This window comes from Aquiflexum balticum DSM 16537 (genome assembly GCF_900176595.1).
Lineage (GTDB): Bacteria > Bacteroidota > Bacteroidia > Cytophagales > Cyclobacteriaceae > Aquiflexum > Aquiflexum balticum.
Map to the genome: position 1 here is coordinate 4525878 of NZ_LT838813.1, position 24805 is coordinate 4550682.

Genomic DNA, 24805 nt, shown 5'->3' on the forward strand with positions numbered 1-24805 from the left:
ATGTAATGAAAGTGGATTCCAAGTATTCTCTCTACTTGCCAGAATTTAGCAAATCTTGGCAAGGAATTAATGAAACCTTAAAAAACCAATCACCAAAGTGAATCCATTCAAATTCTCTTTAGTGATTGGTTTGAATTTTGATTTTACTTATTACCAATTTGAAAAAAAACAATTACTAGTCCTCGATATAAGCCGGTGCATCCAATCCTGTATTGCCTGATCCTGCTTTATATTCACCTTTTTTGGTTCCTGGTAGCACTTCAAATCTTAAGTCAAATTCATCCATTAGCCCAACCAGTTGTTTTAAAATGGATATGTCTCCTTCAAACTTGGCTTTGCCTTCTGTTATCAATTCTTCCAGGGATTTCACACCCATCATGGCCATGTTGAGGTCCGAACGATTGAGTGTCAGGGTAAGATCGGCATCTTTTGCAGTGAACCCCTCTACATTGCTCAATGTTGAATTGCTAAGTTCTATCAGGAATTTTTCTTTGTTGTCAGGAGTGATCAGGTTCATTGTAAAATTAATACCTTCTGCTTTTTTGCTATTAAGTTTTACTCCCAAGAAATCTAACCAAATCCCTGTACCCATGGCACGGATGATATCGGGTGTTACAGATTTTGGAGCTTCTCCATCCGGTATGCCATTTCTAAGTTCAAATGCGCCTTGTAAAAAACTATTTCTAACACTTGTACTTTCCTTTTGATAGCCTATTTGTTCAAAACAATCCGCCAAAAGGTCTTTGGCTTCCTGATTACCAGGCTCTGCAAAAACAAGTTTATTCAAAATTTCACCAGCAAGCATATATTTTCCTTCCTCAAAAAGTTCGCGTCCTTTTTCGATAATTGGACCGGCACCACCCATCATTTCCACAAAGAGTGGGGCGGTTTCTCTCTCAGGAAGAGGCATAAGCGTGATAGGATTTGCATCCCAATAACCTAAATACCTATTTATTATTCCCCGCGAATTGTGCTCTACAGATCCATGGTACGATCGTACGGCCCATTGCTTTTGTAAGCTCTCCGGAACTTCATACACATTTTGGATTTCATTCACAGTTACACCTTTGTTGGCAAGGTTCATGACGCCATTGTGAATATTTGCATAAGTGTCTCTATGTGCTCTGAGTACCTGTTGGATGCGTTCATTTCCCCAACGAGGCCAATGGTGGGAAGCAAACATTACTTCGGCCTCTTGACCGAATAAGTATAAAGCTTCACTGATTTTCTTTGACCAAACCAAAGGATCACGGATCAAAGCACCTCTTAAGGTATAAATATTGTGAATCGAGGCTACGACGTTTTCGGCCATCCAAAGTGCTTTCATGTCAGGGAAATATGTGTTCATTTCCACGGGTGCCTCGGTATTAGGGGTATTATGAAATATCATTCTTACCCCATCTATCGTATGTTCTTCGGTAGGCTTCACAATAGACATATTGGGAGCAATCAAGCCCAAGGTCCCTGAGGAAACATTTTTAGCCAAAGCTTGGTCAACGTGCCCGTATGGGCTCACCGGAAGCATGGATCCATATTGGTAGAACAGCCTTCTGCTCATGGCATTGCCTGCAATCACATTTTCGGAAACGCAAAACTCCATAAATCTGTCTGGAGCGATGATTTTTACTTTTCCGGAAATCACATCTTCTTCATTGACCACTCCCCTTACACCACCAAAGTGGTCTGCATGCGTATGTGAATAAATCACTGCCCTGACCGGCCTTTCACCCAACTGTTCATTCGCGAATTTTAGTGCAGCAGCAGCTGTTTCGCGGGTAGTCAAGACATCATACAGTATCCAGCCGGTTTTTCCTTCGATCAGGGTCATGGTGGACAGATCAAAACCCCTAACCTGATAGATTCCATCGGTCACTTTGTATAATCCATAGCCCATATTCAGCTTGGCTATTCGCTCAAGTGAGGGATGAATAGACGTAAAATCCTGGCTGTTCAAAAGAAATTCGTAGCGCTCGTAATCCCAAATCACCCTGCCTTCATCATTTTTGATTTGTTTGAAGTTGGGTGCGGCAATAAAGCCTTTCTGGGCTTCTTCAAAATCCAGTTTGTCGTCAAAGGGTAAAGATTTCTTCCAATTTTCCCAAATTGCTAAGGTGTGCTTGGAAGGACCTTTCCCCTTTGGGTCAAAGTGGTCACCGACACTTAAATCATCTCCTGAAGATTCGGTGCCCTTATTTGAACATCCGATTTGGCCTACTAAAAAGGGTATTAAAATTAAGTTCAATAAAGTTTTACTAAGAAATTGTTTATCAATTGCTTTCATAGTTTTTGGTTATATTTTCTTGTTGGAAAGGTAACCTAGCTAATAAAAAATACCTGTGGATAATCTTCTTAAAAACGCCAATTTTTATGCAATATTGGCGAGATAATTCTAAGCCTTTTTCTTGATAGATTTGATATAAACCGAAGGGGAAACATTTCTGAACTTTTGAAAGGCAAGGGTAAAAGAATTTCGGTTATTGAAGCCGGACAATTCAGCAAGACCCAATAAGGAAAGATGTTCATACTTTGCAGAGGCGATCAATTTACAGGCTTCCTCAATCCGCATACTGTTGATCAAATCAGAAAAATTCGTGTTGAGATGATGATTGATATACTGTGTCAATAAATACACCGGAATATCTGTATCTGCAGCCAAAGCATGAATGGAATAACCGTGTTGGAGAAATTTTTTATCCCGATCCAAAATCTCCTCGAGTTTGGATTCAATTTCTTTTGACCTTTGGTCAGAAAGGTTTTCTACCTTCTCTGATTTACTCTCTTTTCTTTGCTTTTCAAATTGATCCTGATCCATACCGTAAAGGATCTTTGGAAAAAAAAGCAAAGTAAAACCTGTTACCAAGGTAAGTATAACAATAGTAAGGTGAACCAATAGAAAATTTGCCATTGGGTCTATGGCCCAAAAGAACAGAAGGAAGGGAAAGAACACCAACAATTCCAATCCCAAAAAAATCTTAATCCATACAAACCATTCTTTTCCAAAACCTTGTTTATCGTGTCTTTTGGTATTCTTCCATACTATGATGGCAGAAATAATCCAATAAAATGCCAAAACCAGAGACCTGAAAGGTGTATAGAAATTTGGCGGAAAAAAACGGCTTTGGGTATAAGTGGTAAAAAGGACCGGATTAGAAATTTCTGATTGCATTAACAAATATTTGTCCTGGTTGGAAAGCATCAACACCGGCCAAAAATCAACCAAAATAACGATTACAGGTACAAAATGGACAAGGTCTTTCCAGGTTATCCCTTTACCTGTCAATACGGTACGGATATACATATACATCAATGGCATAAACAGAAAACCCGCCAGATTCGCTGTTCTGTACAAAAAAGGAAAATTCAAAAAGTAGCCTGTGGTTATAAGCCAAACAATTAAGGATATATAGGTAAGTAATAATAAATTGACGCCTAGCAGGATGTTGTGACGATTTGTTTTGAAGCCAAAAAAAATCAGAACCAAACCCACCAAAGACCCAATAAACATGGAAAAAAGATAGAAAAGATTTACTAAGGTGATTTCCATAAAATAAATCAATACTTGGTTATAGGGGTACTAAGATAGCCTATTTTTATTTTGAAATCCTGAATTTTTAAAAATTCAAAAAACTGAAATAAGTAAGCTAGTTATAGATAATATATATAACCGCTTTCATGTCAGAAAATTAATTTAAGGGCTTAAAATTTTTGCTGATTGCCTTTTCCGCTAGCTTCTGTCATCCGTCCTCCGTCCCAAAAAAAATAATGATGGACCAACACCATTATTGGTTCAAGTTTTTAATCAAAATCAAGTATGTGAATTTTGAAACAAACACCTTTAAAAAAAAAGAGCCGCTTTGTATTAAAAGCTGCTCTTTTTTCTTGTGAAGGAAGAATCAATCTTCCACTTCTTCATCTTCAATATATACCACTTCATACATATTTCTTCCATTGACCTGTACCGGTTGATAATAAGTTTCTCCATATCTCAATAGAATGACGTCACCCATTTTCACCTCTTCTCCACCTTCAGGAAGATTTTGAACCAAGGCACCGGCAGTTGGAGGGACTACAATATAGCCCTTCCCGGATTTTTCGTAGTAGGTACCACCCCAGAAATAATTGATAGTTCCATCATCCAAGGTCACTTTTTCATAATTATCAGGAATAGAGCTTACCTCTACCCCTACAGGACCGGGGACCACGACATAACCTTCATCATCCTTTTGATAGAATACGCCGCTGTCGTAAAAGAATTCGTTGACCACATTGGTCACATTGGTGACATTGGTGACGTTCGTTTCATTGGTTACATTGGTCACGTTGACCACTTGGGCAGTGGGTGGCAATGTAGCCATGGGGAATCCCCAAGGATGCCACATAGGTCCCCAAAAGAAGGGTCTGAAAGTAAACCAAAAGAATGGATGGGCAGACCATACCATAAATCCACCCCACATCATCGGTGGTCGCATCATCATGGGAGACATCACATTCACCCTTACCATGGTATTTCTACCCGCATTGATATTGATATTGTTATTGTTGCCGATGTTGATATTATTCCCACCGGGTCTATTTCCGCCGGGTCTATTTCCACCAGTACCACCTCCGGGTCGGTTTCCATTTCCAACACCAGGATTTCTTCCGCCGTCAGGTCTAGAGGAAGGTCTTTGATTGGAAGCACTTCCGGTATTGCCATCACCCCTTCTGGTGGAACTCCCTCTATCTGCTGAGGCAGATCCGGTTCTACCAGCATTGGAATTATTTATATCCCGACTTTGTCTACTATCATTGATGGAGCGGTTTTGATTGGAAGTGCTTGTCCTTCTATCAGGTGAACGCTGGGCACCACCGTTAATGGAACCTCTGGAAGGGGAATTTTGTGGCCTTGCCGGGCTTGCACTTGGTCTGCTGGCCGGTGATGAAGCTCCGCCCCTAGAAGGAGATGCTGCCCCACTACGCTGTGGAGTACTGCTTCGGGATGGAGATGACATAGATCCTCCCCTGGAAGGACCCGACATTGAACCTCCTCTGGAAGGTGCTGACATGCCTCCCCCTCTGGCCCCACCTCCACCATGATTCATCCTTTGAGATAAAACCGATTCGGGATTGAATGTCAATACAATAAGGAGAAGCCAGGTGAATAAAATATGAATATAAGTCTGTGATTTTCTCATTGCTTTTAATTTGGCTTTGTTTTAGGTACTATACTTAATCTTTTGGCACTTTCCGGAACCACAAAATCAAAAATCGCATCAGGTAGATCGGGATTGATCATCCAATCAGAAAAAACTCCTTCATATTGTAGGGAATGTCCTTCCGTTTTATCAAGGAAAACAAAACGAAGGGGTAAAGTAAAAGTATCATTACTCAGCCACAGCTGTACATTTTGTTCCGGTCCTACAGCTACAATATGATGACAATCCACTCCGTCAATATTCACTAAACCCATATATGCCACTTTATCACTGTTGGCCAAAAGATCATCAGTAAAAGTAGGATAAAAGAAATCTGCCCCAGGAAAGTCAATCCCATAATCAGCATTGACCATATCAATTGTTTCAATGATATTTTCATGCGTATCAATAAAACCATAGTGATTATAGGTCAGTGAATAATACATCAGGATATCACCATTATACCAGTAAGCATGATTGTTGGCACCCCTGGTTTGAATATGCATTTTGTCAGGACCTACAAAATGAACTTGATGGTTAAAGTATTCCTTTACCGGACCAACTTGAGGCATCAGCTTATCGACTGAAGCGTTTAACTTAAAGCTACAGGAACTTAACTGACCAATTAAATCTGACATGCGGTCAAGTAATACCACCGCATTGTTATCTATAGATGGTGATTCCTGTGCCCGAATTGGATAAATGAGCACTAAGGATAAAATGCAGTATAAAATTGGGATTTTTTTTGTCATATAAATTGGCATAAAAGAAGAATAGCGATTTTGGTTTAAAATTATGGTTTATTATTCAATTTTAAATTCATCAGTGTGAGAAAAATTGGGTAAAGCATCTCAGCTCGAAATAATTGTTGCCAATTTTCCTTTAAAACATGCGGAATCTGATTTCAATTTGAAAATTCTTTTATTTGATTTTCCATTTTACCTTAAATTTGACCTCAAACCATTTTACAAAAATAGAAACAGAACTTATGAATGATATTTAAAATCAATGTAATTTGCCATGTTTGGTCTAATTTTGACAAACCAACCAGGTCCATTCAAAGATGGCATTTGTTTCCAATTCAAGAAATTTTTTACTTGAATCTCATTTTTTACTAAACTTTATATCTTGATTTGCGGATTATTCAAATTTTACTTTTGAATTTTGGAAAATGAATGTGTTTATTAATTACCTTCATTTTGATTTAGGATCATAATCGTTTTGGAAAGTATAATTGAAAAACCTGAAGAATTCTATTTGGCAGTAATCTCTAAAACCCCGGTAAATGAAATATAAACTTTTGTTCTTGATCATCGCATCAACTATTATACTGAATCCTACAAAGGCACAGGACAGCCTCCAATATTCACCCAACAAAATCAATAATCTAAAATGGGTCCCGCTTCCGGCTGTAGCTTCAAATCCTGCCAATGGATGGATGTTTGGAATGGCCCCTTCAGCTACTTGGTATATGGGAAATCCCGAGGATACCCGAATGTCAAACCTTGTGGGGAATTTTCTTTATACCACTAAAAAACAATGGATATTCAGCTTCAGGAGCAATATTTTCCTGGATAAAAATAAGTGGATCCTTGTGGGTGATTGGAGGTATTTCATCACATCTCAGCCCACATTTGGCTTGGGAAGCAGCGCCCCAAATGAATTGGAGGAAAATCCATCCCAATTAGGTGTTTATCGTGGAGAGCAACAGATGGATTTCAGTTTGATCAGGTTTTATGAGACTGTTTTGAGACGTGTCGGAGATTCTAAATTCTACCTGGGCATGGGTTATCATTTTGACCAACACTCAAGAATCGAAAACTTTCTCGATGAGGAGACTCCGCCCAGCCTTGAATTTGCCCATGATGCTTACAATCAATCTTTAGGTTTTGCAACAGACAGATATATTCTTTCCGGAATTACATTCAATGCCATAATGGAAAACAGAGATATACCGGTCTCCCCCTATGAGAGAAATTTCGCCCTGATTTCTTATAAGGTCAACCCTACTTTTTTGGGATCGGATCAATCTTCCAGTACCCTTTTATTGGATTACAGGCATTATTTCAATCTCAGTCAAACAAGAAAAAGACACCTGATTGCTCTTTGGGGATATGGTAATTTTCTGGTTTCGGGAAACTTACCCTATATGAACCTTCCTTCTTTGGGTTGGGATATGTTTGGAAGACAGGGCAGGGCTTATGCACAGGGCAGGTTTAGGGGGGAAGGAATGGTATATTCAGAAGCTGAATACAGGTTTCCACTTCAAAAAAACAAGGAAACTTTCGGGGGAACTGTATTTGTAAATGCAGCAAGCTTTAGCAGTAGAACCACCAATGAAAAATTGCTGGAATATATTAATCCCGGATATGGAATGGGGCTAAGGGTAATGATCAATAAAAAGAACAGAACCACCATCACTGCCGATTATGGATTTGGGCAAAAGGGAAATTCGGGATTTTATCTCAATGTGAATGAGACATTCTAGGCCACATAATGGTCTGTTTAGAAGATGAAAACAAATAGGAAAGTAAACTATCCTATTGCAAAAAGGCGAATACGGCTGTCGAAACAATATTGTAACGCCCTATAAAATTTAAATTGCCTTAAATTTTTGATTTTCATATCTTCCAAATTAACCAATATTGATTCCTCCCAAAATAAGCAAAATGAAAAACGCAATCATCCTAACAATTCTTCTTTTTCACTTTTTTTCCCCAGCAAAAGCACAGGATAGGCCTCTGAATATCATCATGATAGGTGCCCATCCGGATGATTGTGACATCAAAGGAGGCGGGACAGCTGCGCATTTTGCCGAATTGGGCCATAAGGTCAAATTCATATCAGTCACCAATGGAGATGCAGGACATATGGAGCAGGGAGGTGGCGTTTTGGCCAAAAGACGTGTAGCCGAAACACAAGAAGTAGCCAGAATATTAGGCATAACCTATGAGGTATTGGACAATCATGATGGCGAGTTATTGGCCACTTTGCCCATAAGATTGGAAATTATCAGAACGATCAGAGATTGGAATGCAGACGTAGTCATTTCACATAGGACCAACGATTACCATCCTGACCATAGATACACTGCCATTCTGGTACAGGATGCAGCTTACATGGTAGGCGTTCCAAATATTGCTGCCGATACTCCCCCACTCAAAAAAAATCCGGTTTTTCTTTACTTTCAGGACAATTTTCAGAAGCCCATCCCATTCAAAGCAGATATTGCGATAGACATTACTGCTGTAATAGATAAAAAAATAGATGCCTTAAATGAGCACGAATCCCAATTTTATGAATGGCTTCCCTGGATTGGTGGTTATGCAGATGAAGTGCCCGAAGGCAAGGGTGCCAGAAAAGCTTGGTTAAAAGAAAAAAGGATCAGTCCTGTCAATCCGGCTTCTCTGGCCCTGCTTCAAAAATGGTATGGAAAAGAAAAAGCCCAAAATGTCCAACATGTCGAGCTTTTTGAAATTTGCGAATACGGTTCAAGACCCACAGAAGATGATATCAGAAGATTGTTTCCAATGATAGGAAGGTGATTTATTCCAAAATATCAGACTGAGAGAGACGACCTTTGAGGTTTTTTTTAAACCTCGAAGGTCTTAAGGGTTAGGATTAAGCTTATTTGTTCATCTTAATCGTAATTCTGGAAACTAAAACCTTCGAGGTCAAAATAAGACCTCAAAGGTTTCACTGTTATTGACTCTTGATTCTTAGTTCTTGCCTTTACAAGACCTTCGAGGTTTTGAAAACCTCAAAGGTCTAGCCGTCTTGGTTCTTGTTTCCCAAGTCTACAGTCCGAACATTCTTGGTAGCCATAAGCTCAATCCTGGCCATAATGTCACGACCACCAACCCCAAAATCATGGCTATAAAGAAGGGAATCAAGGGTTTGACTGCTTTCTCAATACTGATTCCGGCAACCTGTACTCCCAAGAAGAGAACTGAACCTACCGGCGGGGTACATAGTCCTATACAAAGATTCAGAATCATAATGATTCCAAAATGAACAGGATCAACTCCAAGTTCAATCACAATAGGGAGAAAGATGGGCGTGAAGATCAGCACCGCAGGAGTCATGTCCATAAATATACCCACAAACAAAAGAATGAGATTAATCAAAATAAGGATGACGAAAACATTGTCGCTGACAGACAAAATTGAAGCAGAGATCGATTGAGGAATATCTTCACTTGACATTACCCATGACATACTCATGGATGTTGCAATCAGCAACATCACAATGGCCGTAGTTTCAGAAGATTTCAGCAAAATAGCTGGTATCTCCTTCCATTTCAGTTCCCTATAATAAAAGGATAAGCCTAATGTGTATATCACGGCAATTGCTGAAGCTTCTGTTGCTGTAAAAACACCACCCACAATTCCTCCAATTACAATAACCAACAACATCAAGGATGGAAACGCACGGAATAATTTATCAATCAATTCTTTAACAGTCGTCCTTTCTCCTGCCGGAAGATTATGTTTTTTGATGAAAATAGCAGCAGTCAGCATCAGCACCAATCCAATAAAAATACCAGGCAAATATCCTGCAATAAATAAAGCGGCAATAGAAACCCCACCGGAGGCCAATGAGTAAACAATCAGAATATTAGATGGCGGAATAATCAATCCGGTGGTGGAAGAAGTGATATTTACGGCTGCACCCAATCCTTTTGGATAGCCTTCCACATCCATTCTTTTGCCTAAAATCCCCCCAATTGCAGAGACAGCAGCAGCAGCCGAACCGGCAATAGCACCAAATAACATGGCCGCTATGACATTTACATACAACAATCCTCCGGGAAGCCTACCGGTCAAGGCTTTTGCCAGTTCTATCAACCGATTGGCAATTCCGCCCTTATTCATTATTTCTCCTGCCAACACAAAAAATGGAATAGCCAATAAGGCAAAACTATCCAAGCCTGTCCCCATTCTTTGGGCAATTGTAGTTGCAGAAGGAATTACAGCCACAGAAACCATAAGCGTAAAAAAACTGGAAATACCCAAACTCCATGCAACGGGAACACCAATGCCCATGAGCACTATAAAAGACAAAATAAGGATAACAATACTGATATATTCCATGAGGATTAAGCTTTTTGGGTTTTGAAATGGTTTTGAATACTAAAAATCTGATAATAAATTACCAATAATCCACTGATTGGAATAATAGCATAAACAATAGCCAAAGGAACTTGGAGAGTCGCTGATTTTTGCTGTAAAGTATAGGTAATATACACCAGATTACTACCACCTAAAACCATCACTGCCAGCGCAAAAAACAGGACTAAGGCATTGATTAAAATCAGCAGACGCATTTTTGGAATACCACTGAGTTTCCGTGGCAAAATATCTATAGCCAAATGCTGATCCTGCCCGGCCACATAAGCAGCACCCAACATCCCCAGCCAAATCAACATATATCGGGACAATTCATCAGTAAATGAACTGGGATTTTGAAAAATATACCGGGACATCACCTGCCAGGTAACATTGATGACCATCAACGCCATCAAGATGATCAACGAGGCGGCAACAAGCTTGTCAAGTTTGATTTTGAAATTTTGGTTGGTCATTTTTTTGGGTTTGTTTGTAATTTTCTGTTGTGGTTTTAAATTTATCAAACATTACCCTGCAATAAATTGCAGGGCTATTATATCGGTCGTGCCTACAGCACTTGCAAATCAAACCATTCTTCGCCATTGTGAGTGTCTCCACCCACACCCCCTCTCAGTTTATAGAGATATATCAAAGGTCTCTCGCATCTGGTCTTGGTACTTGGTACTTGGTACAAGGTACTTCCCCTAAACCTTCGCCATTGTGAGTGTCTCCACCCACACCCCCTCTCAGTTTATAGAGATATATCAAAGGTCTCTCGCATCTGGTCTTGGTACTTGGTACTTCGTACATAGTACATCTCCTACTCCACCCTCCTGATCCGCTCCACCATTTCATACATTTCAGGTTGGGTAAGCTTAATGGTTTCATACAGAGATTCTACTGCTTCTCTGAAAGGGGTCTGATCGGGATAGGTAATAATTACACCTGCTTTTTCCATTTCCCTCAGGGATTCTTCCACCGATTCTGCCCACAATTTATATTGGTAAACAGCGGACTCATCGGCCGCTTCTTGGATCCATTGTTTTTCCTGATCATCCAACTTATTCCACACCTTGGTGCTTACTATGACTACATCAGGTACAGCGGTATGTTCATTGATGGAATAAAACTTACAAACCTCATAATGTCTGGAGGTATATAAACTCGGCGGATTGTTTTCAGCGCCATCCACAATACCCTGCTGCAATGCTGTATAAAGTTCTCCATAAGAAACAGGCGTCGGAGAACTGCCAAAACTCTTGATCATATTAATGGCCATATTGCTTTCCAAGGTTCTGACTTTCAGTCCTTTCAAATCTTCTGGGCTTTCTACTGATTTGGTTTTGGTATAAAAGCTTCTTTTTCCGGCATCGTAGTATACCAAACCCTTTAACCAAAATTCTTCACTTTCCGAAAGCAATTGTTTTCCAATCTCACCTTTCAGAACTTTATCTCTATGTTCATCATCTCTGAACAGATAGGGCATGGATAAGACCTGGATTTTGGGAGCAAAACTTTCCAATGTGGCAGATGAAACTTTGGTCATTCCCAAACTACCGATCTGCAGCAATTCCACCAATTCCCGCTCTGTGCCTAATTGTTGATTGGGATAAATTCGGATTTGCATTTGGCCTTTTGATTTTTCATCAACCAATTTTGCCATAAATACCATGGCTTCATGTACAGGGTGAGTGACCCCAAGCCCATGTCCCAATTTGATTTGCCTCACCCCTCCCGGACCTGTACAGGTAGAAAAGAGAAAAACGGTAATAAGAAAGATCAGTATTCGGTATTTAGTCATTTATTTTATTTTTTGTATGATATCCAAAGCTCTTTTGATATTGTTTGCCAAACCATTGAAATCTCCTTCTTCAATGGCTTTTTTGTCAAATAATTGAGAGCCCATTCCCACACAATGTACTCCAGATTTGAACCAGGCCGAAAGGTTTTCTTCAGTAGGTTCTACTCCTCCAGTTGGCATGATTTTCATTTCGGGCATTACTGATAAAACTGCCTTGACAAAGCCCGCGCCTAACAGGTTTCCCGGAAATGCTTTTACCAATCTTGCTCCCAAAGATTTGGCCTGATATACCTCAGTCAAAGTGGCACAGCCTGGAATCCAGAATTTACCCTTCATGGTGCAATATGCTGCAACATCAGGAATCAAAGCAGGAGAAACTACAAAATCAGCTTCCGCATGATAAAATCTCCTTGCTTCCTCCCTTGTGAAAATCGTACCTATACCTAAAAGTAAATCAGGATATTTATCAGCATAAATTCTAAGATTTCTAAAAACCTCCAAAGCATTAGACTCCCTGTTTGTAAATTCAAATACCCTGACTCCCGCTTCATAAGAAGTATCCAAAACTTTTTTGGCGACATCTATATCTTTATGGTTAAACACAGGAATCATTCCCGTTTCAGCCATTTTTAATAATATTTCATCCTGTGTTAATGACATAATGGTAGGTTAAATAGGTTTATAATTGTTGTTGGCTTGGAAAGTAGTAATAATTGTTATGTTGATTATAAATATTGAGTTTTCAGGCTGATTTTAGTTTCTTGACTTTCTCTTCCCTCCTCTAATTTATGGCCCCAATAGTAACTATGTCTTGAGTCTTAAGTCTTGAGTCTTGAGTCTTGAGTCTCACATCTCACGTCTCAAATTCACCTCAATAATTTACCGACATTATCCCCTTTGACCAGGGCATTGACTTCATCGACTGTAACCAAATTAGCGTCTCCCGGAATAGAATGCTTCAAGACAGAAGCCGCTGTCGCAAATTCCAAAGCCAACTCATCCGGATAATGAAGCAATCCATAAATCAACCCCGCGATATAAGCATCCCCACCTCCTACTCTATCCACAATCTGAGTCATTTCGTAGGTGTTGGATTTAAAGACCTCAACCCCGTTCCATAAGGAACCCCTGAGTGTATTGTGGTTAGCCGAAATGGATTCTCTTTTGGTTTTGGTAATATATTTAATCTGTGGAAAATCTTTCTTGGCCTCATGACAAGCATCCAGAAAATCTTTGGCCTCAATATCCATACAATTTTCAAAATCAGATAGTCCCGCCACTATCACATGCGTATATCTGATCAGTTCGGGCATTACCTCCAAAGGACCTTTACCGTATTGCCACAAATTTCTTCTATAATTAATATCTCCACTTACCATCAACCCTTTTTCATTGGCTGCTTTCAAAGCGGCAAGGCAAAGGTCGGCTGCTTTCTGGGAAAGGGCCGGAGTAATCCCTGTCCAATGAAACCAATCAGCTCCCTCAAATACCTTATCCCAATCTATCTCTTCCCCCGAAAAATTTGCAAATGCAGAATCAAACCTGTCATATATGATTTTTGAGGCCCTTTGCATGGATCCATTTTCCAAAAAATATAAACCTAATCTTCCTTCCTGAAAATAAATATGGGAAGTGTCCACACCAGTCTGCCTCAGATATGCTGTAGCTGCTTTACCCAAATCATTGGAAGGAAATGCAGTGACATGCGCAGCATCCAATCCGAATTGTGCTAGTGATACAGCCACATTGGCTTCAGCACCACCAAATACTACTTGGTAAGTACTGGCCTGAAGGAAGCGTTCATTTCCTGGAGTACTGAGACGCATCATGACGTCTCCCAATGTGATGACTTTTTTGTTCATGGTCACAGTTTAAAACTTTTTTGAAAATACTCACTTATAGTTCTATTTTTACTATTCTATTAAATAAGTTTTGCAAACGATTCCGCTTAACAAAGAAAATAATCCAATGAACCATAGATTTTTGCAGATTCATCCAAAAGATAATGTATTGGTTGCTTTAACCGATTTAAAGGCCGGAGAAAGTATTCTTTTTGACAACCGCACCATCAACCTGAAGCATGACATAGCTGCCAAACACAAATTTTCACTATATGATCTTGAAACCGGCGCACAAATATATATGTATGGCTCTATAGTAGGTCGTGCCATGTCACCGATACCCGAAGGTGCTACCCTGACTACCGGCAATGTAATCCATGAAGCCAGTTCATTTGGAAGTAAATCAGAAACATTTTCCTGGGATGCACCTGATGTGTCCAAATATAAAAACAAATTTTTTAAAGGTTACCACCGACCCGATGGGCAAGTGGGAACTGCTAATTATTGGTTGGTTATTCCCCTGGTTTTCTGTGAAAACAGGAATGTCGATGTGATCAAAGATGCTTTTGTGGAAGAACTGGGATTTATCAAACCAAACGCTTATAAATCTCTTGTGCAACAAATGACCGATTTGTACAAATCAGGGAAAAAATCCGAAATTGAAAACCTTAGCGTAGAAGAAGACACCTTAAATGGAAAAAGCAGAATCTTCAAAAATATTGATGGAATTAAATTTTTGACCCATAATGGTGGTTGCGGAGGAATTCGTCAGGATTCTGAAGCACTTTGTGCCTTATTTGCCGGATATATCAATAATCCGAATGTTGCCGGGGCCACGGTATTGAGCCTTGGCTGCCAAAATGCCCAACCAACAATCTTAAAAGAAAAATTGGATAAAATCAATCCGGAATTTAAAAAGCCGGTCATTCTTTTGGAACAACAAAAAGAGGGAACAGAACAACATCTCCTATCTCAGGCCATCAAAAAGACTTTCTTGGCCATGATAGATGCCGATCAAATGCAAAGAGAACCTGCTCCTTTGAGTAAATTGACGATAGGATTGGAATGTGGTGGTTCTGATGGTTTTTCAGGTATTTCTGCCAATCCAGCTGTGGGTCATGCCTCGGATTTAGTCGTTGCATTGGGTGGAAAAACCATTCTTTCGGAATTTCCAGAGTTATGTGGAGTAGAACAGGAATTGATAAACAGGTGTACGGATGAAGTGATTGCTGAAAAATTCAGTGGTTTGATGAAAGCCTATGCTGCTTCAGCAGAAGCGGTGGGATCGGGATTCGATATGAACCCCTCACCCGGAAACATCAAAGATGGCCTGATTACCGATGCCATGAAATCCTCAGGCGCTGCCAAAAAGGGCGGCACCTCCCCTGTCGTGGATGTTTTGGATTACACGGAATATATATCAAAGCCCGGTTTAAACCTGCTTTGTACTCCGGGAAATGATGTGGAAAGCACTACCGCCATGGCAGGTTCAGGTGCTAACGTAATCTTGTTTACTACCGGGCTAGGCACCCCTACAGGCAATCCCATAGCTCCGGTCATTAAAATATCCTCCAACACGACCCTGGCGAAAAAAATGCCTGATATTATAGATATAGACACCGGGGAAGTAATCACGGGGGAAAAGACCATTGAAGAAATGGGCGAGGAAATTCTGGAACTTATTATAAAAGTGGCTTCGGGGGAATCAATTCCAAAAGCTGTACAGTTGGGCCAGGATGACTTTATCCCCTGGAAGCGCGGCGTTTCACTTTGAAAGATAACCCTATGAATCAAAAAGAAAGAATGCTGGCCCAATTGCCATATAAAGCTTGGATGGACGGATTGGCAGAGGAACAGTTGGCCACCAAATTGAAAATTTATGAGTATAATCTCTGCCGTCCCGATGAAACTGAAAAAATCGATAGATTGATCCGGGATATATTGGGCAAAGCTGGAACAAATATTATGATTTTGGCACCATTTCGTTGTGACTATGGGAAAAATATTGAAGTTGGAAATAATTTCATGGCCAATTACAATGCTGTGATACTGGATGTGGCCAAAGTGATCATTGGTGATAATGTGATGTTTGGTCCCAATGTTTCTATTTTAACTGCGGGTCACCCCATCCACTGGGAGTCAAGAAATTCAGGATATGAATATGGCATGGAAATCCATATCGGAGATAATGTTTGGATCGGTGCCAATACAGTGGTAAATCCGGGCGTTAAAATCGGAAAAAATTCAGTAATAGGTTCAGGAAGTGTGGTGACCAAAGATATTCCGGAAAATATGGTGGCTGTAGGTAACCCTTGCCGGGTACTCAAAAGCATCACGGAGATGGACAGAAAATACTATTATAAAAACCGGGAATTTGATGTGGACGATTTTTGAAAATATTCAAGCACTTACCAAATCGTTTTTTACACCTCCATTCAATGAAGTATATCCAATACGCTAAAGTTAAAAAACTAGTCATACTTAAACTATCAGGGATACCCGAAACAACAAGTAAAAAAATTGGTAAAACAGGTCGTTTCACTCTTTTAGCTTTGCACCTACTCACCTTCAATACTTCTACTTACTCTTTCTGATCTTCTCAATCAAATCAGGATTATATCCAGCAAATGACGCTTCAATTTTCCCATCTTTTCCAATAATAAAAAATGAGGGATAGGCGCTTACACCATAAGCTTCCCCTGTTTTTTGGGCATCAGTCAACGCAGGGAAAGGGATGTCGATTTTACTAAGATAGCTTTTCAACCTTTCCTTATTGTCAACAGGATTGATATACAGTGGAACCACATCTTCAGCAAATTCAAACTCCGGTTTGGAAAACTCATCTAAAGCCACTTTACACCAACCACAGTTGATAATGGAAAAATCCAAAAAAACCCTTTTTCCTTTAAAGTCCGCTAAACTGACAGTATTGCCTTCCATATTCTGTAATTCAAAATCAGGTGCTTTACTTCCTTCTGAAAGCAGGTTTCTATTGGTTTTTTCCTCTCCTCTGACTTTGGTGGTATAGCCTACCGGCAAATCATACGTCAATCCTGGACTCCGGTCTTCGAAAACATAGTTTTCAAACCAAGCATCAATAAACTGCTGCTTTTTCCCATTATTATAAAGCATGGATCTGATTAATGGTACTTCTGAATTCGCTGGATTGATATAAATATGAAGCTCTTTGTAAACTTTAATGTCTTCAATTAATGTGTCCATATCCACCCTTAAATATTTCCTCATTATTTTTCCGGAAATTGATGTGTCTTTTTGATATTCAAAATCAGGCATTTCAAAAATATTGATCGGCCCAAAAACCAAAAACATGCTGTTTTTAAATGAATCCCCTTCTTTCTCCATTTGCTCCTCAGTGTAAACTATGGCAGTGCTATCCAGGTGGAAGTAATCATTCATCACATTGTCAATGTAAACTAAATCATACTTTTCACCGGAACCAATAATGTTGTATTTATAGTATTGGTTTGGGAATTTTTCGAATTGAAGGTGGTATCTGAATGTATCAATCTCATCCAAAAAAGGATGTGGCCAAATCAAAACAGTTTGGTAAGTATAGTATTCACTATTGAGGTATTTGTCTTTGCTTAAATCAAAAAGTTTTTCCGGTGTAATTTTATGTTCACACCCAAAAATCATTAAAGTCCCTATCAGGAAAATATTTGAAAGAATTTTTTGAAGCATGCCTTAAATTGTTTCACTTTCAAATTAAGAATTTAATTCAAAATTTGAAAGTGAAACTCCTGAATTTTAATAATCTCACCGCTCCCCCAAAATCTTTTCCCATACCTCCTCAGCTACAGGAATTCCATTTTCCATGTTTTCCTTTCTGATTTCGGGAATTTTTTCTCCGGGAAAGCGGATTTCGTTGTCTGTAAAAGTTGCTGAGGCTTTAAAGTCTGCTACAATACCATCGAGCTTTTCATCTGACCAAGTATCCATGCCCAATTTTTTCGGATCCAAACAGATAAACACCTGCGAAAGACCGTATTCTTCCCCGCTTTGTCCCACTTGATGGGTTGACTGACCTCCTGACAATATGGTCGCCAACATGTCTAATACCAATGAAAGTCCTGCCCCTTTCCACAGTCCTATGGGAAGTGCCAATTCATGTTCAATGATTTCAGCAGGAGATTTGCTAAGTTTTCCTTCGTGATCAAATCCTGCCTCGAAAGGCATTTCTTTACCTGCACGGAGATAAGTATTCATTTTACCATAGGAAAACTGAGACATGGCCATATCCAACACGATATGGCCTGACTTTCTGGGTATTGCAATTACCAAGGGATTATTCCCCAATTTTGGTTCGCTTCCACCCCAAGCGGGCATATTGGGTTTCGTATTTGTAAAACAAATTCCGATACAACCTGCCGCTGCAGCCTGCCAACCATAATTTCCAGCCCGCATCCAATGATTGGTATTCTGCAATGCAATCATTCCTATTCCAAATTCTTTGGATAAACGAATTGTCCTATCCATACAAATAAAAGCATTCAGCATGCCTGGGCCCAAATTACCGTTCCATCTTTCAAAAAAACCGAAAGCATCCTTAAGTTCGGCCTGCTTTTCGGGAAAGACAAGTTTGTTTCTGATCATTTTCAAAAAAACCGGAACCCTGTCCAATCCATGGGAAGGGACTCCTTCCAGACTTGCTTTTGCAAAAAGTTCCGCACATAAATCCGCTTTTTCTTTTGAGAAACCATATTTAATAAAAATTTCATTTAAAATCGGGGTAACTTCATTGTAGGCTATTCTCATGATCTTTTATTGGACTCGGGTAAAGACTGAGTTAATTCATTTTCTGTAAATATTTTTCAGGTCATCTTCAAAGATGGTATAAGGATCTCCGTAAAATTTAAGGAAATCCGGAACACTGACCTGACCTGGAAATGGAGCGTAATAATGTGTTGGACTTCTGGAATCATTTCGCCAGACCAAAACATAGGACATTCTCAGTTTTTCCTTCTTCATGGTTTTGAGTAAGGTTTCTGTCCACCAGGTTGTATCAGGAATGGATTCCAATCCGGTTTCTGTAAAGGCCGCTAATTTTTTCTTTTTGATCGCATAATCCGAAACTATTTTCAGTTTTAAAGCCGCCGTATCTACAGAATTTCTGTTTCTTCCCAGATCACCGTAATTATCCATCCCTACCATATCTACCCATTCATCACCAGGATACCTTTCCAGATATTCCTCTTCAGTCAAATATCTGTTGTCAGGTGAAAAGGCATATATAAAATTATTGACTCCCAAAGAGTCCCGTAGGTACGAAACGGTAAATTTCCATAAACTGATAAATTCTTCCCTGCTGGTATGTTTTTTGCCCCACCAAAACCAATCCCCGTCAAACTCGTGGTAAGGCCTGAAAATCATCGGCACCAATTTCCCATCATTTCCCTTAACAGACTTGGCCCATTCTCCTATTCCATCCAGAATTTCTTTATAGATATCATGAGATTCACCACCAGGAATGATATACCTGACAGCTGGCTTGGAAATAGAATCCTTCCAATAAAACCCACCTCCTGAAACAGGATTTGAAAAATGCCAAGCCACTGTAACCACACCGCCCCTATCATATGTATCCGAAACAATTTTTCTGAGATTGTCTTTGTTTTTTTTGACAATGTCCTCAGAACTCCCTGAAAAGCCCATTAAATCTATTCCAATTACTGCAGGGTGGGAACCAGTAACCGATTTGACATCCGACCTGTTCTCCTCCCCCGTCCAGCCATGCCCATATTCAGTAGCATGCTGATGGCCAAACAAGGTGTGGTTTTTAGATAATTTTGCAAGATTGTGGTACAGGTTTACCGTTTCTTTTGTGGCATTTGAATCAATCGGCTTGCCATATTTCAAACTTGTGCAACCTATCAAAAAAAAACAGGAAACTATGACGTATAAAAAACGAAAGGTGAAGTTGGAAAGGGTTTTCATAGTCATCGGATGTTTCATTCGGTCAACGAAAAATAACTCATTCCCTTGACTCAGAGAAGAAAAATTATACCAATGATTTGAAAGTGGATTTAAATTTTCCCTACTTATTGACTCTCTACCACCAACATCTTTGAGTTTGCCGCTTGATACCGGATGTTTTTGGCAATGGTATATTCCGGTGAGGCCCACCAATCTTTGGCTGTTTGGACATCCGGAAATTCAAGAATGACGAGTCTTTCAGGATTCCAATCTCCTTCCAAGGATTCGGTTTTTGAACCACGTACTACAAAACGGCCTCCGAATTTTTGGATGGTGCCCAAGGTATGTTTTTTATACTCTTCGTAAAGTTCAGGATTGTGGATTTCGATTTCTACTAGGACGAGGGCGGGCATGGTTAGGGGATTTTAGATTGTAGATTGTTGATTTTGGATTTGATTTGAATGGTTCTAATTGAACAAATCGGTTTGATCACTTCAATTTCTTGGTTATCGTGGTTTGTAAATTTATGGGATTAAAGGGTGGGATCAATGAAAGTGATTGAAAAATCCAATTCCTGAGATCGGTAAGATTATTTGGAAATTATTGGGTCTTCAACATGGGTATGGCCCTTTTACAAAACTGGATCGCCAAACCCCAAGGATCTCTCAACATGACCAAGTGAGACCCATCCTCCAAAATATCATCAGATATCAAGAAGGCACCCTGATTGAGCAGCCTGTCTTTATCTTTCATTGGATCTGTTGACACAAAAGCCAGGTGGACGACCAAGGGATTCAACTTTCCAAACTCCAAGATTGCACCTTTGGGATTGTGGTAGATTTCTAGCATGATAGTGCCGCTATCATCTGCCAAAAAAGTCATAAAAGGTGAAGTTTCCATAGTCCTCACCATCTTCAGTCCCAAGTGTGCCACATACCAGTCTGCCATTTCCAAAGGGAATTCAACGTTAAGTGCAAAGTGCTCGAATTTCATAGTATTTGATTTTTATCTAATTTGAGAATCTTTTTTTAATAGCTAATGATATTCATCTTTTTCGTTTGGATTTTATTTGATTTTCAAATGAAATTCAATTACCCCATTCAAAACCTTTTCAAACCAAGGCTCAAACAACCAAAAAATATGGGGAGCATCATCAAATTCAATTATTACTGTATAAATATTTTGCTTTGATAAAATGGATATCAAATCATCCCTCCCAGCATTGGATAAAATTTTAAAATCAAACAATTTGAATTGGCAAATTCAGGTTTTTTTTGAATAAATAAGACATATTTGAGCAATCGATTGCATTAATAAAATTATTTAACTAAGAACAAAGCTTATGACAAATATTTTTTCAGAAAAAGAGTTTTAATTGCTATTTAACTTGTTTTTTAGAATATTATATGGAAATATTAGAATCTGTATTCTGAAATATTTACGTATAACATTTGAATAATTGTTCAATTATATGTTATATTGCGCAAACGATTACATTTTAATATTTTTAAACTAATGCATATAAATTTAGAGACCCGACATACCAATCATCCTTTAGATGATAAAAGTTGTTCTCTAATGTCTCATCCAGATAGTTCAGGGCTAAACTCTAAAAAATGAAAAAAGGAAAAGCAACCATACATGACATAGCGGAAAAGCTGAACATAACTGCCTCAACGGTTTCAAGGGCATTAAATGATAGTCCACGAATTTCTGAGAACACCAAAAAATTGGTCATTAAGATGGCTAAACATCTTAATTATCAACCAAATCATATCGCTTCGGCCTTAAGAAGTGGGAAAAGTAAATTAATTGGGGTGGTTGTTCCAACTGCCAATAGGAATTTCTTTTCATCAGTCGTCAGGGGCATTGAAGAAATTGCCAATAATCTCGATTATAAGGTTATTATTTCCCAATCCTATGATAGCTATAAAAAGGAAGTTGACACGGTTGAAGCCTTGCTGAATGCACGTGTTGATGGGATTATCGCTTCCATAGCCAAAAACACTGAAAATTTTGATCATTTTCAAAAAGTACTTGACAAAGGGATCCCTTTAGTTCTATTTGACCGAATCACCAATGAACTCGAAGTCAGTCAGGTGGTCATTGATGATTACCTTGGTGCTTATCAAGTTGTGGATCATCTGATCAAAGGGGGTTGTAAAAAGATAGTGCATTTTACAAGTCCCAAAAAGATCAGTATTTACAAAGATAGAATGCGTGGATACGAGGATGCCTTAAAAGATCATGGCATTTCATTTAACGCTGAATTGATTGAAGAAAGCAATTTGCAATTAGAAGATGGCAGGAATAGTATGGAAAATATTATCAAAAAAGGAATATCCTTTGATGCTGTTTTTTCCAGTTCCGATTATGCAGCTATGGGGGCAATGCAGATACTCAAAGAGAAAGGATTTAAAATTCCCGAACAAGTGATGCTAGCTGGTTTTGGTAACGAACCTTTCACATCATTTACAGACCCCCCTATCACCACGGTAGATCAAAAAAGTATTCCCATGGGACATGTCACCGCGGAAACATTTTTTGCATTGATAAAGAATGGCAAAAAAGATGAAGTTCCACAAAAAACAGTTTTAAAGCCTGAACTGATTGTCAGGAAATCAACTCAAAAAAACTAACTTATTGAGTATCAATATCATGAAAAGTAACGTTTTGACAAAATCAAAATTCCTTAGGGAAGATTCTTTGTTGGAAGCTTAATTCTAAAAATTGCTTTATCATGATTACTCATCGAAGCAGCCCATCATTGATTACCATTGCCATCTTTCTCCAAATGACATTGCTACCAACAGGAAAATTTAATAACCTTAAAGAATGAAACCACTCAATAGAAATAACATAAAAGTTCCGGAAAGGCCAATAAAGGTTTTACAATTCGGTGAAGGAAATTTCCTTCGCGGGTTTGTGGACTGGATGATTGATGTGATGAATGAGAAGACTGATTTTAATGGCGATGTCCAGATTGTGCAGCCACTGTCCCAAGGAATGGGAAATTTATTGAACTCCCAAGATGGTTTGTTCCACGTAAAATTAGAGGGGATTCAATCAGGTGAAATAGTTCAAAAAGCAAGACTCATTACTTGTGTTAAGGGAGTGACCAATCCGTTTGAGGATTATAATGCCTATTTGAAGTTGGGAGAAAATAAAGATTTGAAATTTGTGATTTCCAATACTACTGAAGCAGGAATCATATTTGATTCTTCAGACAATTCTTTCGAAGTACTTCCTTTGACTTTTCCCGGAAAATTAACATCTCTTTTGTTTCATAGATTTAATAATTTTTCAGGAGCTCCTGATAAAGGGTTAGTCATTATACCCTGTGAATTGATCGATAAAAACGGGATACAACTAAAATCCACAGTTCTCGATTACGCCAGACTTTGGAATCTACCGGAAACATTTACCAAATGGCTAAATGAGCATAACATTTTCTGTAATACTCTTGTAGATAGGATTGTCCCAGGTTTTCCAAAAGAAAATATTATGGAAATACAGAATGAATTGGGATTTGAGGACAATTTGGTGGTTATGGCCGAACCCTTTCATTTTTGGGTAATAGAAAGTCCTGAAAATCTGCAAGAAATTTTTCCTGCCATAAAAGCTGGACTTCAGGTAAAATTCGTTCAGGACCAAAGTCCATACCGTACCAGAAAAGTCAGGATCTTGAATGGTGCCCATTCTGCTTTGGTGCCTGTTGCGTACCTAAGTGGATTCAGAACTGTCAGAGAAGCTGTAGCAGACAAAAAAATTGGAAAATTTATTTCAGATACTATCTACGAAGAAATTATCCCCACACTTGATCTGCCAAAAGAGGAATTGGAACAGTTTGCATCAGATGTAATGGATAGGTTTCTAAATCCATTTATCCATCATAAATTGATTTCCATTTCATTGAATTCGATTTCCAAATTTAAAGTCCGGGTATTGCCCAGTCTTTTGGAATACCATAGCAGAAAAGGTAATTGGCCCAAAAATCTCACCCGGTCTCTTGCCGCTTTGTTAAAATTTTATAGTGGTAAAGCAGGTAAAGAAACTATTGAATTAAAAGATGATGCTCATGTTTTGGAATTCTTTGAAAAGATTTGGAAGGAAGAAGAGCTATCTTTTATTGTTTCTGAAACACTTGGAAGAGTTGATTTCTGGGGGGAAGATTTACGAAAGTTCGATGGATTGGAGAAGGAGGTATTGAAACAATTGGAAGAATTGGTTTGAGTTAATTTTTGATAAGAAAATGGACCAAGTCAAAAATCATTTCCCAGTCTTTCCTATTCTCCACTCCTACCTTTTTTCTTTTCAACTATTGTGATTTTAATTAAATCGGTTGGATGAATTCAATTTACTCTACCGCAGCCATTTAGAAAAAGTAAAAAAATCATTTTTTGCTTATTTCAAACTTGTTCAAAAGCCAAGTTGTATTTCCAAATGAAGTTCTTCCTCGACTTTGATCAGTCCTCCCATTTTTTTGGGGGTTTCCAATGCCAATTCTTCAAAGCTTAAAACCAAATATCCTGAAACACCTGCAGGAGTTCTTTTTAATACCAGGGCTGGGAAATTGAGTTTTTTTCCTACCAAGTCAACCGAAAGATCACAGGTATAATGTCCATAATTGGACTTCAGATTTCGCACTTTGACTTTAGCTGTTGGAAATTGTTCCGCCTTGATGGTTTTTCTGAAATCTCTGTTCAGTAAAAAATTGCCACATGAAAAATCATTGACCGGTATATCAAAAATCAAATCTTTCCCGGATTTGTCATAGTCAATATAAAGCGTGTCCTTTAAACCGTTTTTAGCATAATCACAATTGAATCCGCCTATAGAAGTCTGTCCACTTACAGTAATTACTTTCTTGGTGACGATGACTTCTCTTTCTTTGAGGTCGGGATTTAAAAGGATCAGAAAAAGGATTAAAAGGACACGCATATTAAT

The 24805-nt window shown here is 38.9% G+C and carries 22 protein-coding genes; 7 read left to right on the plus strand and 15 right to left on the minus strand.

Annotated features, from left to right (window positions below; genetic code table 11):
- Positions 1-175: 175 nt before the first annotated feature.
- The 4 genes from B9A52_RS19125 to B9A52_RS19140 form a co-directional block, all read right to left on the minus strand.
- Entirely contained in the window at positions 176-2281 is a 2106-nt protein-coding gene (locus tag B9A52_RS19125) for an alkyl/aryl-sulfatase (protein WP_084121972.1), read from the minus strand.
- Positions 2282-2389: 108 nt separating this feature from the next.
- Complete coding sequence (locus B9A52_RS19130; RefSeq protein ID WP_084121973.1) at positions 2390-3544, minus strand: helix-turn-helix domain-containing protein; 1155 nt, start codon at positions 3542-3544, stop codon at positions 2390-2392.
- A gap of 349 nt (positions 3545-3893) precedes the next feature.
- Positions 3894-5174 carry a DUF6515 family protein gene (locus B9A52_RS19135; protein ID WP_084121974.1) on the minus strand — a complete coding sequence of 427 codons (1281 nt, stop codon included), beginning with the start codon at positions 5172-5174 and terminating at the stop codon, positions 3894-3896.
- A 5-nt stretch (positions 5175-5179) separates the two neighbouring features.
- Positions 5180-5926, minus strand: coding sequence for a DUF2092 domain-containing protein (locus tag B9A52_RS19140; protein WP_084123603.1), 747 nt, complete (start codon positions 5924-5926; stop codon positions 5180-5182).
- A gap of 533 nt (positions 5927-6459) precedes the next feature.
- Here B9A52_RS19140 and B9A52_RS19145 point away from each other — a divergent pair.
- Together B9A52_RS19145 and B9A52_RS19150 are read left to right on the plus strand one after the other, a co-directional pair.
- Entirely contained in the window at positions 6460-7662 is a 1203-nt protein-coding gene (locus B9A52_RS19145; protein ID WP_084121975.1) for a BamA/TamA family outer membrane protein, read from the plus strand.
- Between the two features lie 181 nt (positions 7663-7843).
- Positions 7844-8719, plus strand: coding sequence for a PIG-L deacetylase family protein (locus B9A52_RS19150; RefSeq protein WP_084123604.1), 876 nt, complete (start codon positions 7844-7846; stop codon positions 8717-8719).
- A 252-nt stretch (positions 8720-8971) separates the two neighbouring features.
- Here B9A52_RS19150 and B9A52_RS19155 read toward each other — a convergent pair whose 3' ends face one another.
- The 5 genes from B9A52_RS19155 to B9A52_RS19175 all read right to left on the minus strand — a co-directional run bounded on the left by B9A52_RS19155 (position 8972) and on the right by B9A52_RS19175 (position 13945).
- The gene (locus tag B9A52_RS19155; RefSeq protein WP_084121976.1) at positions 8972-10267 is read right to left on the minus strand and encodes a TRAP transporter large permease; all 1296 of its coding nucleotides are present in this window, start codon (positions 10265-10267) and stop codon (positions 8972-8974) included.
- Positions 10268-10272: 5 nt separating this feature from the next.
- Positions 10273-10758 carry a TRAP transporter small permease gene (locus tag B9A52_RS19160; RefSeq protein WP_084121977.1) on the minus strand — a complete coding sequence of 162 codons (486 nt, stop codon included), beginning with the start codon at positions 10756-10758 and terminating at the stop codon, positions 10273-10275.
- A 344-nt stretch (positions 10759-11102) separates the two neighbouring features.
- Positions 11103-12083, minus strand: a complete 981-nt coding sequence (locus B9A52_RS19165; RefSeq protein ID WP_084121978.1) for a TRAP transporter substrate-binding protein — start codon at positions 12081-12083, stop codon at positions 11103-11105.
- Positions 12084-12743, minus strand: coding sequence for a beta/alpha barrel domain-containing protein (locus tag B9A52_RS19170; protein ID WP_084121979.1), 660 nt, complete (start codon positions 12741-12743; stop codon positions 12084-12086).
- Positions 12744-12949: 206 nt separating this feature from the next.
- Positions 12950-13945 (minus strand): sugar kinase, encoded by a 996-nt coding sequence (locus tag B9A52_RS19175; protein WP_084121980.1) that lies wholly within the window; start codon positions 13943-13945, stop codon positions 12950-12952.
- Positions 13946-14051: 106 nt separating this feature from the next.
- Here B9A52_RS19175 and B9A52_RS19180 point away from each other — a divergent pair, with 106 nt between their 5' ends.
- Both B9A52_RS19180 and B9A52_RS26395 read left to right on the plus strand, forming a co-directional pair.
- Entirely contained in the window at positions 14052-15698 is a 1647-nt protein-coding gene (locus tag B9A52_RS19180; RefSeq protein ID WP_084121981.1) for a UxaA family hydrolase, read from the plus strand.
- Positions 15699-15709: 11 nt separating this feature from the next.
- Complete coding sequence (locus B9A52_RS26395; RefSeq protein WP_084121982.1) at positions 15710-16318, plus strand: sugar O-acetyltransferase; 609 nt, start codon at positions 15710-15712, stop codon at positions 16316-16318.
- A 183-nt stretch (positions 16319-16501) separates the two neighbouring features.
- On the opposite strand, the gene B9A52_RS19190 is transcribed toward B9A52_RS26395, so the two are convergent.
- The 5 genes from B9A52_RS19190 to B9A52_RS19210 all read right to left on the minus strand — a co-directional run bounded on the left by B9A52_RS19190 (position 16502) and on the right by B9A52_RS19210 (position 20851).
- Positions 16502-17626: a peroxiredoxin family protein gene (locus B9A52_RS19190; RefSeq protein WP_084121983.1), complete on the minus strand. Its 1125-nt coding sequence runs from the start codon at positions 17624-17626 to the stop codon at positions 16502-16504.
- A gap of 75 nt (positions 17627-17701) precedes the next feature.
- Positions 17702-18700 (minus strand): 3-dehydro-L-gulonate 2-dehydrogenase, encoded by a 999-nt coding sequence (gene yiaK, locus B9A52_RS19195; protein WP_084121984.1) that lies wholly within the window; start codon positions 18698-18700, stop codon positions 17702-17704.
- Between the two features lie 36 nt (positions 18701-18736).
- Positions 18737-19879, minus strand: a complete 1143-nt coding sequence (locus tag B9A52_RS19200) for a glycoside hydrolase family 26 protein (RefSeq protein WP_084121985.1) — start codon at positions 19877-19879, stop codon at positions 18737-18739.
- A 104-nt stretch (positions 19880-19983) separates the two neighbouring features.
- Complete coding sequence (locus tag B9A52_RS19205; RefSeq protein WP_084121986.1) at positions 19984-20271, minus strand: DUF1330 domain-containing protein; 288 nt, start codon at positions 20269-20271, stop codon at positions 19984-19986.
- 187 nt (positions 20272-20458) lie between these two features.
- The gene (locus B9A52_RS19210) at positions 20459-20851 is read right to left on the minus strand and encodes a VOC family protein (protein ID WP_084121987.1); all 393 of its coding nucleotides are present in this window, start codon (positions 20849-20851) and stop codon (positions 20459-20461) included.
- A 623-nt stretch (positions 20852-21474) separates the two neighbouring features.
- Here B9A52_RS19210 and B9A52_RS19220 point away from each other — a divergent pair.
- From B9A52_RS19220 to B9A52_RS19225, 3 genes are all read left to right on the plus strand, one after another.
- Positions 21475-22497 carry a LacI family DNA-binding transcriptional regulator gene (locus tag B9A52_RS19220; protein ID WP_084121989.1) on the plus strand — a complete coding sequence of 341 codons (1023 nt, stop codon included), beginning with the start codon at positions 21475-21477 and terminating at the stop codon, positions 22495-22497.
- A gap of 91 nt (positions 22498-22588) precedes the next feature.
- Positions 22589-22681 (plus strand): glucuronate isomerase, encoded by a 93-nt coding sequence (locus tag B9A52_RS26580; protein ID WP_157370221.1) that lies wholly within the window; start codon positions 22589-22591, stop codon positions 22679-22681.
- A gap of 12 nt (positions 22682-22693) precedes the next feature.
- Positions 22694-24091, plus strand: coding sequence for a tagaturonate reductase (locus B9A52_RS19225; protein ID WP_084121990.1), 1398 nt, complete (start codon positions 22694-22696; stop codon positions 24089-24091).
- A 186-nt stretch (positions 24092-24277) separates the two neighbouring features.
- On the opposite strand, the gene B9A52_RS19230 is transcribed toward B9A52_RS19225, so the two are convergent.
- Positions 24278-24799, minus strand: a complete 522-nt coding sequence (locus B9A52_RS19230) for a hypothetical protein (protein ID WP_084121991.1) — start codon at positions 24797-24799, stop codon at positions 24278-24280.
- Positions 24800-24805: the final 6 nt, after the last annotated feature.

Bases quoted from the DNA above. Each gene is read 5' to 3' on its own strand.
- B9A52_RS19125 (WP_084121972.1), bottom strand. From the start codon at position 2,281: ATGAAAGCAATTGATAAACAATTTCTTAGTAAAACTTTATTGAACTTA.
- B9A52_RS19130 (WP_084121973.1), bottom strand. From the start codon at position 3,544: ATGGAAATCACCTTAGTAAATCTTTTCTATCTTTTTTCCATGTTTATT.
- B9A52_RS19135 (WP_084121974.1), bottom strand. From the start codon at position 5,174: ATGAGAAAATCACAGACTTATATTCATATTTTATTCACCTGGCTTCTC.
- B9A52_RS19140 (WP_084123603.1), bottom strand. From the start codon at position 5,926: ATGACAAAAAAAATCCCAATTTTATACTGCATTTTATCCTTAGTGCTC.
- B9A52_RS19145 (WP_084121975.1), top strand. From the start codon at position 6,460: ATGAAATATAAACTTTTGTTCTTGATCATCGCATCAACTATTATACTG.
- B9A52_RS19150 (WP_084123604.1), top strand. From the start codon at position 7,844: ATGAAAAACGCAATCATCCTAACAATTCTTCTTTTTCACTTTTTTTCC.
- B9A52_RS19155 (WP_084121976.1), bottom strand. From the start codon at position 10,267: ATGGAATATATCAGTATTGTTATCCTTATTTTGTCTTTTATAGTGCTC.
- B9A52_RS19160 (WP_084121977.1), bottom strand. From the start codon at position 10,758: ATGACCAACCAAAATTTCAAAATCAAACTTGACAAGCTTGTTGCCGCC.
- B9A52_RS19165 (WP_084121978.1), bottom strand. From the start codon at position 12,083: ATGACTAAATACCGAATACTGATCTTTCTTATTACCGTTTTTCTCTTT.
- B9A52_RS19170 (WP_084121979.1), bottom strand. From the start codon at position 12,743: ATGTCATTAACACAGGATGAAATATTATTAAAAATGGCTGAAACGGGA.
- B9A52_RS19175 (WP_084121980.1), bottom strand. From the start codon at position 13,945: ATGAACAAAAAAGTCATCACATTGGGAGACGTCATGATGCGTCTCAGT.
- B9A52_RS19180 (WP_084121981.1), top strand. From the start codon at position 14,052: ATGAACCATAGATTTTTGCAGATTCATCCAAAAGATAATGTATTGGTT.
- B9A52_RS26395 (WP_084121982.1), top strand. From the start codon at position 15,710: ATGAATCAAAAAGAAAGAATGCTGGCCCAATTGCCATATAAAGCTTGG.
- B9A52_RS19190 (WP_084121983.1), bottom strand. From the start codon at position 17,626: ATGCTTCAAAAAATTCTTTCAAATATTTTCCTGATAGGGACTTTAATG.
- yiaK (WP_084121984.1), bottom strand. From the start codon at position 18,700: ATGAGAATAGCCTACAATGAAGTTACCCCGATTTTAAATGAAATTTTT.
- B9A52_RS19200 (WP_084121985.1), bottom strand. From the start codon at position 19,879: ATGAAAACCCTTTCCAACTTCACCTTTCGTTTTTTATACGTCATAGTT.
- B9A52_RS19205 (WP_084121986.1), bottom strand. From the start codon at position 20,271: ATGCCCGCCCTCGTCCTAGTAGAAATCGAAATCCACAATCCTGAACTT.
- B9A52_RS19210 (WP_084121987.1), bottom strand. From the start codon at position 20,851: ATGAAATTCGAGCACTTTGCACTTAACGTTGAATTCCCTTTGGAAATG.
- B9A52_RS19220 (WP_084121989.1), top strand. From the start codon at position 21,475: ATGAAAAAAGGAAAAGCAACCATACATGACATAGCGGAAAAGCTGAAC.
- B9A52_RS19225 (WP_084121990.1), top strand. From the start codon at position 22,694: ATGAAACCACTCAATAGAAATAACATAAAAGTTCCGGAAAGGCCAATA.
- B9A52_RS19230 (WP_084121991.1), bottom strand. From the start codon at position 24,799: ATGCGTGTCCTTTTAATCCTTTTTCTGATCCTTTTAAATCCCGACCTC.